The sequence below is a fragment of the Candidatus Vicinibacter proximus genome (genome assembly GCA_016713905.1).
Lineage (GTDB): Bacteria > Bacteroidota > Bacteroidia > Chitinophagales > Saprospiraceae > Vicinibacter > Vicinibacter proximus.
This window is the reverse complement of sequence record JADJOE010000001.1, coordinates 611,033-630,743: the sequence shown is the minus strand read 5'-3', so window position 1 is coordinate 630,743 and position 19,711 is coordinate 611,033. Positions and strand designations below refer to the sequence as shown.

The following is a 19,711-nucleotide window of genomic DNA, read 5'->3' as shown; positions in this document are numbered from 1 at the left end:
CACGGTCAAGCTTTTTCATTTAACATTTGTTCGAATACATCAAATAATTTTTCCGAGGAATTTCTGATGTTTTCTATTACGCTTTCTATAGTAGTGACTTCATGAACCCCTGTCTCCGGAGACGAATTAGAAACTATGGATGCTGCTAATATTTTCATGCCACATTGATGCGCAACAATGACTTCTGGCACGGTAGACATCCCCACTATATCTGCGCCAAGTAGTTTTATCATTCTATATTCAGCAGGAGTCTCCAGACTTGGTCCCTGTAACCCAAAATAAACTCCTTTCTTAAAATTTATTCTCAACTTTGTACATGCTTTCTTAGCGATAGTTAACTCCCCTTTGTCATAGGTGGAAGACATATCTGGAAATCGTACGCCCAACCGAGGATCATATGCTCCTCTTAGCGGGTTTTCAGGGTGAAAATTGATATGGTCCTCAATAAAAACAATTTCCCCAGCATTTAAATCTGGATTAACGGACCCACTCGCATTGGTAAGCCAAATTTTGTCTACACCAAGCTCATGCAAAACACGAATAGGATAAGTAACTTCCTGAATGGAATATCCTTCATAATAATGAAGTCTTCCAGATAATAAAAGTAATTCTACGCCGCCCCATTTTGCGAGTATTAATTTTCCGGAATGACTCTCTACAGTGGTTGGAACAAAATTTGGTATAACTTTATAACTGATCTCTTTAACAACCTGAAGTCTATTGACTAAATTACCCAGCCCGGTTCCTAAGACAATAACATGCTTGGGAATGGTGGTAAATCTATCTTTAATAAATACAGCACTTTGCTGAATTTCATCAAAAAGGCTTTTACTCATTCTTAATTTATTATCATCGTTTGGGGATCAAGGATCTGTTGTTCAATTATCTTTGGAATTGATAAATAATCATATTGCTGGTTCCTTAATTGGGGAATAAAACCAGCTTCTTCAATCGCATCCTGAATTCCCTTAGCAGTGAATCTTTGCTGGGCTCCTGCGGCTGATACCACATTTTCTTCAATCATGATACTGCCAAAATCATCAGCACCTGAATGAAGACAAATTTGAGCAGTTGTTTTTCCGACAGTTAGCCAGGAAGCTTGAATATGAATTATGTTAGGAAGCATGATTCTGCTTATGGCAATCATCCTGATATATTCATCCTGGGTACATGCATTTCTGGCTCTTTTAAGTTTCTTTAACATGGTTCCTTCATCCTGAAAAGGCCAGGGTATAAAAGCTAAGAATCCCTTGGCGTCAGTAGGTTTTTCGCTCTGTACTTCTCGCAAGGAAACTAAATGTTCCATTCTTTCAAGATTGGTTTCAACATGACCAAACATCATTGTGGCAGAGGTAGTAAGTCTTAATTGGTGAGCTGCTCGCATAATATCAAGCCACTCCTTTGCCCCACATTTTCCCTTGGAAACCAATCGCCTGACCCTGTCATTTAATATCTCAGCACCCGCGCCAGGCAAAGAATCAAGACCTGCGTCCTTTAAAGCGGATAAAATTTCTGAATAATTTGTTTTCTCCAATTTGGTGATGTGGGCGATTTCCGGAGGCCCCAACGCGTGTAACTTTAGATTTGGATATAATGACTTTAGTTCTTTGAATAAATCTACGTAATATTTTAAGCCCAAATCAGGATGATGGCCTCCTTGCAAAAGCAATTGTTCTCCACCAAGCTTAAACATTTCCTCGATTTTGTACTTGTATTCATCTATGCTGGTTATATAGGATTCAGAATGACCAGGTGGACGATAAAAATTGCAAAATTTGCAATTCGCAACACAAACATTTGTAGTGTTGGAATTTCGGTCAATTATCCATGTCACTCTGTTACCTGGAACTTGCTCTTGTCTCAACTGATTTCCAACCCACATAAGTTCCGGGGTGGCGGCATTTTCAAAAAGAAACAACCCCTCCGCTGCAGAGAGAAATTCTTTATTCAGGGCTCTATATAAAAGCTGTTCTTTTTGCATACAATATTGGCCAAAAATATGTATATTTGCACTGGTTTTACAGAAAGGGAACAGAAAGTTCCCTTTTTTGTTGCCTGTAAGCAAGAAATGTATACAGAAGAAGTTCATAATCTTTTATTGGAAAAGTTCAAAGAAGAAAACTTTCAGGATTGTTTCCTGGTAGCTATTGAGCAAAAAGGTAAAAACCTGGGCGTTTTCCTGGATAGCGACAGTGGAATACAATTGGAAACATGTCGCCAAATTAGTCGGTTTCTGGAAGAACACTTCGATCAGAACAAATGGTTTGGGGAAGATTACGTGTTGGAAGTTTCTTCTGCAGGATTGGACAGACCATTAAAATTTCCAAGACAATACAATAAAAATATTGGTCGCGAATTGAAAATGGTCCACATGGATGGATCCATTTATCAAGGAAAACTAATACAGGCAGACAATGATAAAATTACTCTTGAATGGGAAGAAATCAGGAAAGAGAACAAAAAGAAAATTAAAGAAATAAAGCAATTATCGGTACCATATCCACAAATTAAAGAAGCTAAAATTATTGTCAAAATATGAAATTAGTAGAAACTTTTGCTGAATTCAAAGCGGGTAAAAATATTGACCGTCCAACAATGATGAGAGTCCTTGAGGATGTCTTCCGTTCATTGATCAAAAAGAAATATGGATCTGATGATAATTTTAATGTCATCGTCAACGCCCAAAAAGGTGATTTGGAAATCTGGAGGATTAGGTCTATTGTTCCGGATGGTGAGGTAACTGACGATTTAAAAGAAATAGCAATTTCTGAAGCATTGGTTATTGATGAAGATTATGAAGTTGGTGCAGAATGCTACGAACAAGTCAATTTGGATGATTTTGGCAGAAGGGCTATTATGGCAGCTCGCCAAACTTTAGTTTCAAGAGTCATGGAACTTGAAAAAGACGATGTCTTCAAAAGATATTCCGAAAGGGAAGGCGAGTTGGTGATCGGTGAAGTAAATCAGGTTCTTAAAAGAGAGTTGTTAATCATTGATGATGCGACTAATAATGAATTGATTCTTCCCAGAACTGAAATGATCAAAGGAGACCATTTCCGTAAAGGTGATATTGTAAGAGCTGTTATTAAAAAAGTCGAAATGAAAAACAGTCTTCCTGTTATTCATCTTAGCAGAACTGACTCTACATTCCTTCAAAGACTAATGGAACAGGAAGTGCCTGAAATAGAAGATGGTTTGATTGCTATTCGAAAAATTGTAAGAATACCGGGGGAAAGAGCAAAAGTTGCGGTAGAATCCTTTGACGATAGAGTTGACCCGGTGGGAGCATGTGTCGGGATGAAAGGGTCCAGAATACATGGTATTGTTAGAGAATTAAGAAATGAGAATATTGATATTGTAAATTTTACAAATAATCTCAATTTATATATTCAAAGATCTCTCACTCCTGCAAAAGTAAACAGTATTGAAATTGATGAGAAAAATAAAAAGGCCAGTGTCTATCTTAATGCTGATCAACTTTCACTGGCGATCGGAAGGGGCGGGTCCAATATTAAACTTGCATCCAAACTAACCGGTTATGAAATTGATGTTTACCGTGACCAGGTGGAAGGAGAAGTAGATGATGTGGATTTGGACGAATTTAAAGATGAGATTGAAGAGTGGATCATTGATGCGCTTAAAAACATAGGTTGCGATACTGCCAGAAGTGTGCTCAACTTAAGTGCGGAAGAATTAATCAGAAGGACAGATTTGGAAGAAGAAACTGTTAAAGAAGTACTGGATATTCTGGCAAAGGAATTTGAAGATTAACTTTCATGCTAAAAACAGCTGATTAAAGTAGAATAAAGGTAAAAATTAAGGATGACCAAAATATTAATAAAAGTAGCCACTGAATTTAACATAGGATTGAGTACTATAGTCGATTACCTTCAGTTGAAAGGATTTGACATAGACAACAAACCTACAGCAAAGGTTACAGATGAAATGTATAATGAACTCCTAAAGGAGTTTCAGGGGTCTATTACTGAGAAAGAGCAAGCCGCACAATTACAAAAAATTGTTGTTCCTCCGGTTAAGGAAAAAATATCCCCTAAACCAGAAATAAATTTGTTTGGCACCCCGGCAACTCCTCCTGCTCCATCCCCTCCTCCTGCTCCAAAAATAAAAAGTGATAAAGAAACAGAAGAAATTTTCAAGGCCAAATTGGATGAGGCGGATATGCCTAAATTAAAGGTTGTTGGAAAAATTGAACTGGAAAAACCGGAACCAGAAGTTAAAGAAGTAGAACCACCTCCGTCCGAACCTGAAACTATAGCAACTGTAGAAGGAGAAAATGAAATTACCAGAGTTGAAACACCAACCTTAAAAGGCTTAAAAATTCTTGGTAAAATTGACACCAATAAGTTCAAAGAACCTTCTAAAAAGAAGGAAGAACCTAAGAAAACAACAGATACCACAGTTAAACCATCTGAATCTGCTAAAAAGAATCAGATGAAGATGCGAAAAAACGAAAACGTAAACGTAAAAAAGTCAGCCCTAATGACTTTGGGTCAGACAATAGGAATCCCCAATCAAACAGAGGAAGAACTACACAGGATGCCCCTGAAGTTAAGGAGGTTTCTAAAAAAGAAGTAGAGGATAAAATCAAGGCCACCATGGCCCGTCTTAATTTTAGTGGAAAAAATAAAAGACAGAAAATACGAAGAGACAAAAGGGATGAAATGCGTGAGAAGGCAGAATTGGCTGAATCTAACGCCCATACTGATGTAATTCATCTCACAGAATTTGTAACTGTATCCGAAATCGCCAGTTTAATGGATATTCCCGTCACAGATGTCATCATGACCTGTATGAATATGGGTATAATTGTGTCCATCAATCAACGATTAGATGCAGAGGTTATAGAAATACTTGCTGAGGAATTTGATAAAAAGATAGAGTTTATTTCTGCAGAAGAAACAACAGAAATTGAGTCTGATGATGAAGATGCTCCGGAAGATTTGATTCCTAGAGCTCCGATTGTAACAGTGATGGGTCACGTGGACCATGGAAAGACCTCTCTTCTGGATTACATCAGAAAAACGAATGTAGTTTCCGGTGAAGCTGGTGGAATCACCCAGCATATTGGAGCCTATGAAGTTAAGGTTGGTCCGGACCAGAAAAAAATTACTTTCCTGGATACTCCTGGTCACGAGGCTTTTACTGCCATGAGAGCTAGAGGAGCAAAAATCACTGACGTCGCTGTAATTATTGTAGCAGCTGATGATCGAATTATGCCTCAGACGAAAGAAGCAATTGCTCACGCTCAGGCAGCTAACGTCCCTATTGTATTCGCAATTAACAAAATAGATAAATCTGGCGCCGATCCTGAAAGAATAAAAAATGAGCTTTCTCAGATGAATTTCCTTGTTGATTCATGGGGAGGAAAGTATTCTTCTCAAGAAATATCCGCGAAAACTGGTCTTGGAATTGAATCTTTATTGGAAAAAATAATTCTTGAAGCAGAGGTTCTTGATTTAAAAGCAAATCCGGACAGGTTAGCTTCTGGTACAGTAGTAGAAGCATCTTTGGATAAAGGTCGGGGTTATGTGGCTAAATTATTGGTACAAAATGGAACACTGGAAGTAGGTGATGTGGTTATTGCAGGTGAAAATGCAGGAAAAATTAAGGCTATGTTTAACGAACGTGGACAAAAGCTTAAATCCGCTGGTCCATCCTCACCTGTTATGGTCCTTGGTCTTACAGGAGCCCCAACTGCAGGAGAAAAGTTTAAAGTGATGGAGGATGAGTCTGAAGCCAGACTTATTGCTACAAAAAGAGCCCAAATCAGTAGGGAGCAAGCCAATAGGGCCTCAAAAAGGATTTCTTTGGATGAAATCGGAAGACGACTCGCCCTGGGCAATTTTAAAGAGTTGCGCTTAATTATAAAAGGTGATGTGGATGGATCTGTGGAAGCCCTTTCAGATAGCTTAATCAAGCTTTCTGTAGAAAGCATTAAAGTCTCCGTTCTTCACAAAGCGGTTGGTCAAATTATTGAATCCGATATATTATTGGCTTCAGCTTCGGATGCAATAGTTATTGGATTCCAGGTAAGGCCTTCTCCGGCAGCAAGAACATTAGCAGAAAAAGAAGGGGTAGAAATAAAAACCTATTCGATCATCTACGAGGCTATAGAAGAAATTAAAGCAGCCATGGAGGGAATGCTTGAACCTACAAAAGAAGAAAAAATTGTTGGTCAGGTGGAAGTTCGTGATGTATTTAAAATTACTAAGGTGGGCACCGTTGCAGGTGGTATAGTGATAGATGGTAAAATATCTAGAAATAATCCAATCCGAGTGATCAGAAATGGAATAGTAATTTATCCTAACAAGGAAGGCGGTATGGCCGAATTGCAATCGCTCAAACGTTTTAAGGATGACGTTAAGGAGGTAAAAGAAAATATGGAATGTGGTTTAGCCATTAAGAATTTCAATGACATTAAAGTTGGAGACATTGTTGAAGCTTATGAAATCACTGAAGTCAAACAAACACTTAAATAAGAAATGGCCTTGTGTCTTTTTTTATAGAAGTACTTTTACAAATATTACCACACACCACACTATAATAGATCTTCTGGCCGATTAAATTACATTTCAGTAAATTAGTAAGTCATTTTTCTGTTGCTGTTTTATACAACAGTAAGCTATCATTTCTAAACATCGTTTCAAGTTCTATACTGTCCTTATTTTCTGACCATCTTTGAAATGGACCTGTCTTTAGATTATTTATGAATTGAGCGGTGAATTTCCTATTGCCATTTTTATAATACAAAGTATCCCCTCCTTCCTGTAAGCCATTTATAAAATACTGGACTTCTTCGAGCTCTCCCGTTTTATAATAATTTAAAGCTCTTCCATGCTGTTTCCCATCTTTAAATAGTCTTATCTTTTTTAATTCTCCGGTATTGTAATAATCGAACATTGTATCCTGGAATAGCCCATTAACTTTATAGTAGGTTCTTTTTATTTGTCCATTCTCATATTTTTCTTCATGAAAAATCCGCTTGTTTTTATCCGTACAAGCAATTACAAATACTGCAAAAAGAATAAATATATACAGTTTCATAGGCAAAGGTTAAAAAAAAAACCAGCTAAAATAGCTGGTCTTTTAATGTATAAGTTTAGAATAAATTGTTCATTACTTTCTCCATGGAAGTGCAGAAACACGGGCACCTACCTCTCTTCCCAGTCTAACGCCTTCCACACAATCAATTCTGATGTGAACACCAAGTGGGATTCTTGATAATGCATCTTCAAGACCAAGGTCACTAAAGTTATAGAAAGTTCTTGGGGTTCCAATGAACTCAGTACGATTCTCATGGCAACGGTCAGTCAAGGTATAATGATCACCCCAAACTGCAGCCAAGGCAAATGCACCTCCTCCACCAAAAGTCGAATGGCCGGAAGGATAAGCTGGAAAAGCTGGTGTAACCCCTTTCTGTCCAGTATATGGATGATCCAGTTGAGATTCCCAGGATGGATCAATTTGATCTTTTATAAAATGTTCCGGTCTTTCCGTATTGTAATACCATTTTGAATTCCAGCACACTACTGCACAATCATTCAAAGTAATACCCATAACAGCATTGGCATAAACTGCCTCTTCCAAAGTCGAATTTTGCTTTACAAAAACCTGGTCCATAATGGCAACCAATCTTGGAGGAGGTGCAAAAGTCAAACCAAAAAGATCATCTGACCAGAATTCACCAACCCACTCATCCTCATAACTAGCTTTGGGTGTAGTTGCTGCATAAACCTCAAGATTATTAGCATACCACTGAGAACTTTTTGCTTCACTATAAGGTAAAGGTGGCCTTGAAATTTTTTGAGAATTATTTGTGGCAAAGGTGCGAACCTGACCCCAGAATGGAAACATTCCACCATCAGGATTATCATTGGTTGGCGCCCATTTACCTGGAATTCTATTCCCGGATGCATCCAGGCTTTTTTCCCTCCAATTGTGATAAGGAGTCTTGGTTGGATCGTTGTTTAGAGGATTAAGATATGCTTCGTGACCAATTTTATCTGTTGTAGACCATTCCCAAACTGCTCTGGCAACATCCTCTCCCCAAGCTTTTGAATTTATGTATTTAGTATTATTTATTTGGGTCTTGTACTCATTTTCCAGACTCAATCGCAAATTTTCAATCATTTGTTGAGCTTCAGCATTGTTTGCAATATGGCTTCCGGTGCCGGATTGGAAAAAACTTACCTTTTCAAACATTTTACTCATCAGAAAAGCATAAGCTGCATTTACAGCGGTAGGATAGTGTATATCCCTTGATCCTGTAAGTTCAGGTATGTTGGACCCCTGAAAGCTAGGTAGATTTTTTAATGAATTGTATTTAGGCATCCCAGGTACACAAACTTCATAAGCTGCGATAGACATGTATGCCAAAGCTCTTGGACCAGGGCCAGGCCTGAAACCTAAGGCGTCTTTGTCGATATTTAAAAATAATTCGTTCCAGGAATGAACCACTTTGTAGTCAAAACTTGCTGCTGTATTAAACTCTGTCTGTGGATCGCTTTTACGACAGGCAGGCATCATAAGAACAACAGTAAGTAATAGTGTCCCTAATTTTATAAAATTTGATTTCATAAACTTGAAAATAGGTTGATAATTCAGAATTGCTTGGTCAGTTCAGTTTAACGTGTGCAAAATTATAGATTTCAGCGTGATTTTGTTAACCAAATTTGATTTTCCTTAAAAAAAATTTTTATATATATAAGTTTTTTTTATAGGTTTAAGTGGTTGTTTTCCATCAAAGTAAGATATCATAAATTACATTATATATATTTGTTATATGTAAATATTTATATTGTAATTCTTTAACTTCTGTTTGGAATATCATTTTTATTGAATTCATAATATTTACTGGCTTCTTCTTCTTTGTATTTTTGGACCTGCAAAAGGGATTCTGTCACAGAATCACTACAAATTACAATCAGTGACCCGGGCTTTGCATTTTCAATGGCGTATGAAATTGCTTCCCTTTCACTTGGGATTATCGTTATTTTTTTCTCGGGATCGTGTTCTTTAATCCCTCTTTCCATCATTTCTACAATTTCCTCCTCTGATTTTCCCCTTAGGTGTTTGTCTTGTCTTATGATCAACTCATCAAAAATGGAAGCCGAGACTGATCCTATAGCTTCATTATCTTCTTTACGGCGATCACCTATTCCAGCAATGATACCAACCTTTGGACTTCCATCCATCTTCTCAACAAGCTTCTTAAGTGCATTTAATCCTGCTGCATTATGGGCATAATCAAGGATGACATCAAAATTTTTGAAGTTAAATAAATTGAGTCTGCCAGGAGTTTGGGCTGGAGAAGGTATAAAGCTCTCCAAACTTGAACTGAGATCCCCAAGTTCGAATCCATGAATATAACCCGCTAAAGTAGCTGGGAGAACATTCTGAATCATAAAACTTGCTTTTCCTCCAAATGTCAATGGAACGTTTACCGCCTTTGTTACCCTCAACTTCCATTCTCCCTTACAGATAGTAATGTATCCATTTTCATAAATAGCACATAATCCACCTTCCCGCATATGTTTCTTTATCTTCCTGTTATTCTCATCCATGGAAAATAAAGCTATTTTGCAATTTGCTTTTTCTCTCATTGCATAAACAAGGTCATCATCTGCATTGAGAATGGCATAACCATCTGGTTTAACAGATTCAACAACTACAGCTTTTACCTTGGCGAGTTGTTCAAGAGTATGTATTCCCTTTAGTCCAAGGTGGTCCGGTGCAATGTTTGTGACTATGCATGTATCACAATTTTTAAAGCCCAATCCTGCCCTGAGAATGCCTCCCCTCGCAGTTTCAAAAACTGCAAAATTCACGGTAGGATCCCTAAGAACAAATTCCGCACTTCCGGGTCCGGAGCAATCCCCACTCATCATCAAATGGTTTTGTACATAAATGCCATCTGTGGTGGTATAGCCCACTGTAAAACCTTTCATTTTAACCATATGAGCCATTAGCCTGGTGGTTGTAGTCTTTCCATTTGTCCCGGTAACTGCAACAATTGGAATTCTTGAAGCTGAACCCGGCGGATATAGCATATCAATTACAGGCGCTGCTACATTTCTTGGCAAACCTTCAGCAGGGGCCAAATGCATTCGGAATCCCGGTCCTGCATTTACTTCAAGCACTGCCCCCCGAGTTTCATAAACCGGGGAACTAATGTCATTTGTCATAAAATCAATCCCACAAATATCCAGATCCACCACCCTCGAAATTCTTTCTGCCATAAATACAATGGAGGGATGAACTATATCTGTCACGTCGACAGAGGTCCCTCCAGTGGATAGATTTGCCGTATCCTTTACTACCAATATTTCTCCTTTCGAAATTACAGAATTAAGAGTATATCCCTTTAACTCCAATAACTTCATGGTAATGTCGTCAATCGTGATACTGGTCAACACTTTTTCATGTCCATATCCTCTTCTTGGATCCGCATTTACATGGTCAATCAGCTCTTGAACAGTATGCTTTCCATCCCCTATAATCCTGGCAGGCAATCGTTTTGCAGCAGCTACCATTTTGTGATTAATAACCAGAATTCGATAATCTTCTCCGGTAATGAACTGTTCGACAATCACAGAGGAAGAGACACGTTTCGCAATTTGCAAAGCATTCACCGCCTGCTCCCAATTCTGGATATTGGTGGTAATTCCCCTACCATGATTTCCATTAATTGGTTTTATCACTAAAGGGTACTTTAAATAATTTACGGCATCTTTAAGACCGGCTTCTGTACGCACGATTTCACCTTTTGGAACTGGAATTTCTGCTTGATTAAGCAAATACTTGGTTTCCTCTTTATCCTTAGCAATTTCAACACCTATATTGGAGGTATTATTGGTGACCGTAGCTTGAATTCTTCTTTGATTCCTCCCATAACCAAGCTGACATAAACTATATTTATTCAATCTGATCCACGGTATTCCTCTGGCCTGGGCTTCCTCAATAATAGATCCAGTACTTGGTCCTAGACGGTTGCTTTCGCGAAGCTCCCTCATTTCCTGAAGATCGATAGATAGATCATATGAATAACCTTCAACCAGAGCCTCAGCGATTCTAACTGAAGCTTTGGCAGCATAGACGCCTACTTTTTCTTCCAGATAATCAAAAACAACATGATAGACCCCCTCTTCACCATAGGTTCTGGTTCGTCCAAATCCAACATCCATTCCGGCCATGGTTTGAATTTCCAGGGCAATATGCTCTACCACATGACCCATCCAGGTCCCTTCTTCTATGCGTTGATAGAACCCGCCTTCGTTCCCCACGGAACATCGATGGCTGTAAAGGCCAGGCAATAAATCTTTCATACGCTCAAGAAAACCAGGAATATGATTTGTTGGTTTTTGTTCCAAATCCTCCAAATCCAAAACCATTACAATCAGTTTATGTCTCCTTATGGACCAGTAATTTGGTCCTTTCATGACGTTAATTTCCCTAATTCGCATATTTTCTATCTATTATTATGTTGGCCAATATTAAGAAATTAGTTTGTATTCAATAGAGTATATTTAGTTTTGCATCGCTTAATATGGAGAAAATAGAATTTAAAGGCACAATAATCCCAATCGGAGGAAATGAAGATAAGGGAAGTGGACCTAACGAAATGTATACCCATGACTTTATCCAACAAGGAATCTTAGCTAATGTGGTGAAGGAAAGCGGCGGAAATAAAGCTCAGATTGTGGTCATTACGACAGCTTCAAGAATTCCAATTGAGGTAGGGGATAATTACCTACAGGCTTTTGGAACCCTTGGTTGTGAATCGATACATATTATGGATATTAGATCAAGGGATGAGGCCCAAGCCAATAATAATCTCAAATTGATTGAAAATGCAGATTGTCTGATGTTCTCAGGAGGTGACCAAAGTGAGATTGTTAAACAAATTGGACAAACAAAAATGCATGAACTACTTTTTAGAAAATTATATGAAAGTGATTTTGTCCTTGCAGGGACCAGTGCGGGTGCCATGTGTATGAGTCATGAAATGATTTCTGGAGGCTCAAGTCCAGATGCTTTGAGAAAGGGTAACTTGAAAATGAAAATTGGAATGGGCTTCGTAACTCAGGCAGTTATTGATTCTCATTTTATTCAGCGCGGTCGATTTGGGCGTTTGGCAGAAGCAATGGCTCAATTCCCAAACTTACTGGGTATTGGATTAGCAGAAGATACTGCTATCATCATAAAAAAATCTACTGAATGTAGAGTAATTGGGTCCGGAATGGTTATTCTGTTTGATGCTAAAAGGCTAACGCACAATAAATTCGACATCCTTAAAAACGACACCCCACTATCCATTGCCAATTTAACTACTCATATTTTGGCCACAGGAGATCGCTTCAACCTGGATGATGGGTCCATTCAAATTCTGACCCAAGAAGAAGCTTTATTAATGGAATCGAAAGGTAACCTTACTTAGTTATTGGGAATCAATTTTTAATTCTTGTATTTGTCTTCCGTTTGAGTTTTCTTCAGCGTACAAAAAGACCCTAAAATTTCGGCCGTTGGTACTTGAAAACTGTGCAATCAGGTAGTTGGACTCATTTCCTTTCGAGGCTCCTTTATGCAATGGAGTACAAGATTTTGGAGGATTGGCTTCTAAAAAGGACTTAAGGGCTTTTACGACATCTGCTTTGTCAAGATAAGAGATCTTTCCATTCATACAAAATTCAACTCTTTCATCTAATTGTAATCCCAAAGCATTCAAATCTCCCCGCCCTAAAGCATCAAATGCAGGATGTTTTGTCTGACCATAAGTAATAAGCATACAAAACAATAAAATAATGGAAAGAAAATATTTCATAATAACCGATTTAAATTGAGAACATACCTTAATAACTGATCGTTCCACTTCTTGGATAAAATTATAGCTATTTCCAGAAATTACCTGCAACTTTAACTTTTAAAATGCTGTTTTGAAAAATATGAAAAAAGCAATGCTATTGATTTTAGATGGCTGGGGAATTGGCCAAATTGAAAAAGCCGATGCCATTAAAGCAGCTAATACCCCTTTCTATGATTCGCTAATTAGACAATATCCAAACAGTAGTCTGATTACCTACGGAAATGCAGTTGGTCTTCCGGAAGGACAATTTGGCAATTCTGAGGTAGGCCATTTAAATTTAGGTGCGGGAAGGGTCGTTTTTCAGGATTTAGGCTTGATCGATCAGGCTATTAAAACCGGTCTTCTTAAAGAGAATTCAGAATTTATTGAATTAATTTCTTATTGTGAAAATCAAAACAAACCCATTCACATCATTGGGTTGGTCTCAGATGGAGGCGTACATAGTCATATAAACCACTTGGTTGGTATAATTGATTTGTTAGAGAGCACAAAGATTAAGGAAATTTCAATCCATGCGATACTTGATGGTCGGGATACCGATCCTCATTCCGGAATTTCCTTTATCGACCAGATTAATAATTATCTAAAAGGAAAGAGGACAAAGATTGTCAGTACTATTGGAAGGTATTATGCAATGGACCGAGACAAACGATGGGAGAGAACCAAAAAAGCTTATGATCTCTATATACATGGAATTGGGCAAAAGTCAAATGATTTCCATTCTGCGATTAATAATAGTTACAGAATTGGAATTACGGATGAATTTTTAGATGCACATTCATTAAAAAATCCAGTGACTATAAAGGAGAAAGATGCGGTACTTTGTATTAACTTCAGAACGGATCGTTTGAGACAATTGACTGAGGCTTTGACCCAAAATGATTTTCCTGAATTTGGAATGTCTCGGCATTCTTTACATTATGTAACCATGACAAATTATAAGGATGAATATAAAAATATTTCTGTGCTTTTTGGCAAAGAAGACATTGAAGACACATTGGGTGAAACGCTCTCAAGATATGGGTTTACTCAGTTAAGGATTGCCGAAACTGAAAAATATCCCCATGTAAGTTTCTTCTTCAATGGTGGAAAAGAAAGCACATTTGTCGGAGAAAGACGAATCCTTATACCCTCTCCAAAAGTTGCCACTTATGATCTTCAACCTGAAATGTCGGCAAATGCCGTCACAAATTCCCTGTTGGAGGATATTCAGAAAAACCATCCTGATTTTGTATGTATAAATTTTGCAAATGCGGATATGGTAGGACATACCGGAAATTTTAATGCAGTCGTAAAGGGAATAGAATCCGTAGACCAATGCCTTGAAAAAATTGTACCTTTTGCTCAATCACACAACTATGAAATGATTATTCTGGCTGATCATGGTAATGCAGATTTTATGATTAATGCCGATGGTAGTCCAAACACTGCACATACCATGAATCCTGTCCCCTGTATATTAATCAGTAAAAATAAATCCCTAACCGTAAAGAATGGAAAATTAGCAGATATTGCACCCACTTTGTTAAATTTAATGGAACTTCCAGTTCCTGAAAAGATGACCGGAAATTCATTAATTTAAATATGTTTGTCTAGATGTTTTATCATTCCAGAATATTGTTAGCTCTCATGTCCCTTATTGGACTCTTTTTTGGGTCTTGCGCTAATATTAAAAATATTTCTGGTGGACCTGATGATAAAACTCCTCCAAAAATTTTAACTGAAAGGTCAACACAAAATTTTAGTAAAAATTTTAATAGTAGAAAAATAATACTTACTTTCAATGAATGGGTAACTCTGAACAATCCCGTCCAAAACATTATCATATCTCCTCCCACAGAATATCCTTTGAAATACAAACTACAAAAAAAATCATTGGTTATAGAATTCAATGAAAAAGAAAATCTTAAAGACTCCACTACATACACTATCAATATTGGAGAATCTATTAAAGATCTTACCGCTCAAAACCCTGCATCCAATATTAAATTTATTTTTTCTACAGGAGACGTAATTGATTCACTTCAAATAAAAGGCAGCGTCCGTGATGCAAAAACTTCAAAAGGACAGGAAAAAGCCTTGGTACTACTATACAGCAACCTTAATGATTCTGTAATCAGTAAAATCAAACCAGATTACTTCAGTTGGACTGATAAAGATGGCAATTTTGAAGTAGATAATCTTCGTCAAGGAACGTATAGAATTTTTACAATTTTGGATAAAAATCAAAATTATATTTATGACCAACCTTCAGAATCCATAGGTTTTCTAAATGAGTATATTCAACTTAGTGATACTTTAAATCAAGATTTTTTATTGTGGATCTCTCAAGAAAAATTACCGCTTACAATTAAAGATTTTAAAATTGTACCTGGGAAAGGTACGTTTGTTTTTAATAGAGCATCCAGTGATTTAAAAATCAATTTAACCAAAGCAATCAACAAATTCATATGGAATGCCAAAGATAGCTTGGTATTCTGGTATGAATCCGATACCTCTTCTTTAGGCATCCTCCAATATGAGAACAAAACGGACACAGTAAATCTTCCTCCATTCAATAAAAATCAGATAAAATCAAAAAAAGAAACATTAACTGCTATTTCCCGATTTATAAAACCTGGCCAACCATTGAAAATATCAAGTACAGATGCCATTAATTCTGTTGACTCCACAAAAGTAAAAATCCTTAATAGTACCTTTTTAAAGATGGTTTTAAACCAAGATGATCCAAGAATAATTGAACTATATTCCAATTTTTATGATTTGGCGGAAGATATAGTTGTACTTGACTCATTTTTCTCAAAGAGCATAAATGGATTGTATAATTCACATGATTCAATTAGATTAAATATAATAAATGAAAAATCTTTATCCAAACTTAAAGTGACCATCGAGGGTTTAACTCCCGGTTTCCAATATATATTTCAAGTTTTAGATAAAGATAAAGTAATTACAGAAAATATTTTTTTAGCAAATTCCGAAAAACAAATTACTAATTTAACATCCATTGACCCAGGCAAGTATACGGCAAGGTTGATTTTAGATCAAAACAACAACAAGGAATGGGACCCTGTAAATTTTATAAAAAAAAATCAACCGGAAAAAATTTGGGTTTGGCCATTGGAAGAGTTAAGACCTGATTGGGAAATAGAAGTTACGCTTAATTTAAATAAATGATTTTACGCACAGAAAATTTAATTAAAAAATATGGCAACAGAACTGTAGTCAATGGGGTAAATATTAATGTACAACAGGGAGAAATTGTTGGTTTATTAGGTCCAAATGGAGCCGGTAAAACAACTACTTTTTACATGATTGTTGGATTTATTACACCTGATGAAGGGAAAGTTTATTTGGATGAAATGGATGTCACTAAGGAAGCTATGTATATCAGAGCCAGAAAAGGTTTGGGATATCTACCTCAGGAACCATCTGTATTTAGAAAACTGAGTGTTGAAAACAATATTAAAGCAATACTTGAGATGGGAAGTCTTTCTAAAGAAGAACAAAAATCAAAATTAGAAAGCCTTATAGACGAATTTCAATTATCCAAGGTAAGAAAAAATCCGGGGACTCACTTTCAGGTGGTGAACGGCGTAGAACTGAAATTGCCAGAGCCCTCGCTTCAAATCCTAGCTTTATACTCCTTGACGAACCTTTTGCAGGGATTGATCCGATTGCCGTAGAAGATATTCAAAGCATTGTCGCCACTTTGAAAAGTAAAAATATTGGAATCCTTATTACAGATCATAATGTCCAGGAAACATTATCCATAACCGACAGAGCATATCTTATTTTTGAAGGTAGAATTTTAAAAAGTGGTACCGCAGAAGAATTAGCCGCCGATGAAAATGTAAGGAGGGTTTATTTGGGACAAAATTTTGAATTAAAAAAAAGAAAACCAGAACGTGAAATTTTTTAGTTTTTTAATTTGCTTTTGCTTAATATTTGCTTGTTCGGATGTAAACACTGAATTAGAAAATCGTTCTTTTCATTTGGCCGACAGTATTTTCAATGCTCATAATATTGCTTACCAATATGAAGCGGATTCTTTATGCAAAGCTTTAGAAGAAGATAAAATGTCTTTTTTGGTAGATAGTATTATTGAAGTCAGAAGAGCGGAAATCAAATTGCTGAGGAAATTATGAGATATTTTGTATCTGTTGTTTTGATATTTTTTTCTTGTCAGAATGTAGATTCTGATAAACTTGATGCTTTGGTCCGTACAAAATTAAATGAAAGAAAAGAAAAATACATCAATGAAAGGTTAGATGTATGCAAGAGAAATTTAATGAGTATTAGTCAATCAAAAGTTGATTCCATTTTAAAGATGGAATCAAAAAAATCTAAATTTGATAGTATTCATGTGCCCTATGATACACTTAGACCTTTAAAACCTGAAATTTCATTTCCAAAATTTATAAAACCAAATCGGCCAATAGAAGACAGCGTTCATTCAAATTGATGCTCAATAATTTCTTGACTAGGTTAATGTTCTTATTTGTTTATTTGAAGTTTCTTGTTTAAAGTATCATTTTTAATATATTTTTTCCATCCAATCAAACTAATATATTCAATTACTTAGTAAAGCTTACCATAAAATATTTCCGAATCAAGTCAGCACAAATCCTGATCAGCTGTAATCATTTACAAAACCTGTTAACTAAATGTCTGTATTTCATTTATAAATTGATCTGGATCATCTGATTTAAATAAGAACATTATACATGCTTTTTATATTTACTTTCCCTTTGTTTGCTTACCGTTTAAACTTTAGAAATCCTGAAGGTTTTTGATCGATGCTAACTTTTCAATAAATTGAGAGTATATTTGCTTTCTTTAATAAAGTAAAATTATTGTCCAATGGAAAAAATAAAAATTGGTATTACAAGTGGAGATATTAATAGTATAAGTCTTGAAGTTATTCTGAAATCTCTTTCGCAAGAAAGTATTTTTCAATATATTATACCAATAGTTTATGGAAATATTAAAATAGCCTCATACCATAAAAACATTGTTAATCTGGAGAATCTTTCTCTAAATGTGCTTAATCCGGGAGAAAAGCCTAAAACAGGACGAATAAATATAGTAAATAGCTGGAATGACAATGTCACCATTAACCTTGGAAAACCATCACTTGAAGGTGGTAAATTTGCGTTACTTGCTTTGGATAATGCATTGGAAGATCTGAAAAATGGAGTCATTGATGCTTTGGTAACAGGACCCATCCATAAGTATTCGATGAAATTAGCTGGATTTCCAAATATCGGACATACCGATTATTTAAAAGAAAAGACTAATTCCAAAGAAATTTTAATGATGATGGTCAGTGATAAACTCAAAATTGGACTGGTTACTGATCACCTGCCCCTTAATCAGGTTTCTGCTCAAATTAACAAGGAATTAATTAGCAGGAAAATTCAAATTATGGAGCAATCTCTTATTAAGGATTTTGGCATTGAAAAGCCACATATAGCCGTTTTAGGACTTAATCCTCATGCTGGGGAAGAGGGAATGCTAGGAACTGAAGAGGAGGAATTAATAAGACCTGCAATTATTGAGGCCAAGAAAAGTGGAGTCTTTGTGGCTGGTCCTTACTCTGCAGATGGTTTTTTTGGATCTGGTCATTTCGCAAAATTTGACGGAATCCTGGCAATGTATCATGACCAGGGTTTGATTCCCTTTAAAACTCTATCTTTCCATGAAGGGGTTAATTTTACAGCGGGATTACCTTTCGTAAGAACTTCTCCTGACCATGGGACAGCTTTTGACATAGCCGGTAGAAATGAAGCGGACTTTAAGTCAATGTTTCATGCTATAGTAAAAGCAAAGGATATAGTTGCTTTAAGAAAAGGTTATGTGGAGATGAGACAGAATGTATTAAGAAAAAGGCCAAAGCTGTCAGAAGAAATGAGCGAGTAGGTTAGTTTCACTCTATTAACATTCGTCTAGGTTTGAGATTGGTTTACTTCGACCCCGACAACCTTGGCTTCGCAAAGATAAACACATATTTCTCATATTTAGTTTTTACCTATATATCTTTTTTCTTTTCAATTTACCATTTTTATTAACGGTCTTCTTTGTTTGGACCTCTCGCATAATTGGCTTAACTGGTTCTATAACAGTCAACTTTTCTGTTACTGGTATATATTCAAGACCCTCGGCAAGGATAACTTCCTTGTCCAACATGTATAAATCATATTTTTCAATGGTTTGGATTAGTTTAATTGGATAGGATGGATCGGTTGCATATCCACATTTTTTCAAACCATAGGCCCAGGAATAATAATCACTTTTTGAAAGATTAAAAAGACTTTTATATCTTGATCTTTTTGTTAGAAATTCTGTGTGGTCTTTGTAAGAATCTTCAGGAGATGGGTACATTCTAAAACATGAATGAGTCAAATTTCCAAGGGAATCACGATCGTCATCGACATATAAGTAAGTATCCCCATCCCAATTTGCTTTACATTTTATTCCAAAGTGGTTATTAGCATTTTTTGCCAATTCACTCCTGCCTGCCTGAGATTCCATAATACCTTGAGCCATTTTTATAGATGCAGGTATCCCACTTCGCTTCATCTCACTCATAGCCATGTCCTTGTATTGATCCATATAGCGTTCTTGCACGCTAATTGGACGTGTGTTCATAAATAAGAGTGACTGTACCAGAACAATTAATAAGAGGCCAACACGATTCATAATCTGATTTTATCAAATGGTATCGGTTCTGGTAACACAAAAATAATACCAATTTTACAAATCAGAAGGGGTTTTTAATATATATATACCTTATTTATCAATTACTTATATGTAAAATAAATATTT

At 36.3% G+C, this 19,711-nt stretch carries 15 protein-coding genes and 2 pseudogenes; 10 read left to right on the top strand and 7 right to left on the bottom strand.

What is annotated here, in order from left to right:
* Window positions 1-5: 5 nt before the first annotated feature.
* Both IPJ83_02600 and mqnC read right to left on the bottom strand, forming a co-directional pair.
* Window positions 6-836, bottom strand: coding sequence for a purine-nucleoside phosphorylase (locus IPJ83_02600; GenBank protein ID MBK7879437.1), 831 nt, complete (start codon window positions 834-836; stop codon window positions 6-8).
* Window positions 837-838: 2 nt separating this feature from the next.
* The gene (gene mqnC / locus IPJ83_02595) at window positions 839-1,981 is read right to left on the bottom strand and encodes a dehypoxanthine futalosine cyclase (protein ID MBK7879436.1); all 1,143 of its coding nucleotides are present in this window, start codon (window positions 1,979-1,981) and stop codon (window positions 839-841) included.
* An 18-nt stretch (window positions 1,982-1,999) separates the two neighbouring features.
* Between mqnC and IPJ83_02590 the strand changes: the two genes are divergently transcribed.
* The 3 genes and pseudogenes from IPJ83_02590 to infB all read left to right on the top strand — a co-directional run bounded on the left by IPJ83_02590 (window position 2,000) and on the right by infB (window position 6,500).
* A complete protein-coding gene (locus tag IPJ83_02590; protein MBK7879435.1) occupies window positions 2,000-2,539 on the top strand; it encodes a ribosome maturation factor in 540 nt (179 codons plus the stop codon).
* Complete coding sequence (nusA, locus tag IPJ83_02585; GenBank protein ID MBK7879434.1) at window positions 2,536-3,771, top strand: transcription termination/antitermination protein NusA; 1,236 nt, start codon at window positions 2,536-2,538, stop codon at window positions 3,769-3,771. Before IPJ83_02590 ends, nusA begins: the two co-directional genes overlap by 4 nt.
* Window positions 3,772-3,822: 51 nt before the next feature.
* A pseudogene (gene infB, locus IPJ83_02580) lies at window positions 3,823-6,500 on the top strand (translation initiation factor IF-2).
* 109 nt (window positions 6,501-6,609) lie between these two features.
* Here the strand turns inward: infB and IPJ83_02575 are convergent.
* From IPJ83_02575 to cphA, 3 genes are all read right to left on the bottom strand, one after another.
* Window positions 6,610-7,065, bottom strand: coding sequence for a hypothetical protein (locus IPJ83_02575; protein MBK7879433.1), 456 nt, complete (start codon window positions 7,063-7,065; stop codon window positions 6,610-6,612).
* A gap of 72 nt (window positions 7,066-7,137) precedes the next feature.
* Entirely contained in the window at window positions 7,138-8,598 is a 1,461-nt protein-coding gene (locus IPJ83_02570) for a vanadium-dependent haloperoxidase (protein ID MBK7879432.1), read from the bottom strand.
* A gap of 230 nt (window positions 8,599-8,828) precedes the next feature.
* Window positions 8,829-11,483 carry a cyanophycin synthetase gene (cphA, locus tag IPJ83_02565; protein MBK7879431.1) on the bottom strand — a complete coding sequence of 885 codons (2,655 nt, stop codon included), beginning with the start codon at window positions 11,481-11,483 and terminating at the stop codon, window positions 8,829-8,831.
* 83 nt (window positions 11,484-11,566) lie between these two features.
* On the opposite strand from cphA, the gene IPJ83_02560 reads away from it, so the two are divergent.
* Complete coding sequence (locus IPJ83_02560; protein MBK7879430.1) at window positions 11,567-12,457, top strand: cyanophycinase; 891 nt, start codon at window positions 11,567-11,569, stop codon at window positions 12,455-12,457.
* On the opposite strand, the gene IPJ83_02555 is transcribed toward IPJ83_02560, so the two are convergent.
* The gene (locus tag IPJ83_02555) at window positions 12,458-12,841 is read right to left on the bottom strand and encodes a DUF4783 domain-containing protein (protein MBK7879429.1); all 384 of its coding nucleotides are present in this window, start codon (window positions 12,839-12,841) and stop codon (window positions 12,458-12,460) included. It lies immediately after the preceding gene.
* A 121-nt stretch (window positions 12,842-12,962) separates the two neighbouring features.
* Between IPJ83_02555 and IPJ83_02550 the strand changes: the two genes are divergently transcribed.
* From IPJ83_02550 to pdxA, 6 genes and pseudogenes are all read left to right on the top strand, one after another.
* A complete protein-coding gene (locus tag IPJ83_02550; protein ID MBK7879428.1) occupies window positions 12,963-14,465 on the top strand; it encodes a 2,3-bisphosphoglycerate-independent phosphoglycerate mutase in 1,503 nt (500 codons plus the stop codon).
* A gap of 14 nt (window positions 14,466-14,479) precedes the next feature.
* Window positions 14,480-16,060, top strand: coding sequence for an Ig-like domain-containing protein (locus IPJ83_02545; protein MBK7879427.1), 1,581 nt, complete (start codon window positions 14,480-14,482; stop codon window positions 16,058-16,060).
* Window positions 16,057-16,805 (top strand): annotated as a pseudogene (gene lptB / locus IPJ83_02540) (LPS export ABC transporter ATP-binding protein). The gene IPJ83_02545 and the pseudogene lptB overlap by 4 nt, the downstream one beginning before the upstream one ends.
* Window positions 16,792-17,031 carry a hypothetical protein gene (locus tag IPJ83_02535; GenBank protein MBK7879426.1) on the top strand — a complete coding sequence of 80 codons (240 nt, stop codon included), beginning with the start codon at window positions 16,792-16,794 and terminating at the stop codon, window positions 17,029-17,031. Before lptB ends, IPJ83_02535 begins: the two are co-directional and overlap by 14 nt.
* Complete coding sequence (locus IPJ83_02530; GenBank protein ID MBK7879425.1) at window positions 17,028-17,348, top strand: hypothetical protein; 321 nt, start codon at window positions 17,028-17,030, stop codon at window positions 17,346-17,348. Before IPJ83_02535 ends, IPJ83_02530 begins: the two co-directional genes overlap by 4 nt.
* A gap of 398 nt (window positions 17,349-17,746) precedes the next feature.
* Window positions 17,747-18,805 (top strand): 4-hydroxythreonine-4-phosphate dehydrogenase PdxA, encoded by a 1,059-nt coding sequence (pdxA, locus tag IPJ83_02525; GenBank protein ID MBK7879424.1) that lies wholly within the window; start codon window positions 17,747-17,749, stop codon window positions 18,803-18,805.
* Between the two features lie 105 nt (window positions 18,806-18,910).
* Here the strand turns inward: pdxA and IPJ83_02520 are convergent, their stop codons facing one another.
* Window positions 18,911-19,585: a glucosaminidase domain-containing protein gene (locus IPJ83_02520; protein MBK7879423.1), complete on the bottom strand. Its 675-nt coding sequence runs from the start codon at window positions 19,583-19,585 to the stop codon at window positions 18,911-18,913.
* Window positions 19,586-19,711 lie beyond the last annotated feature (126 nt).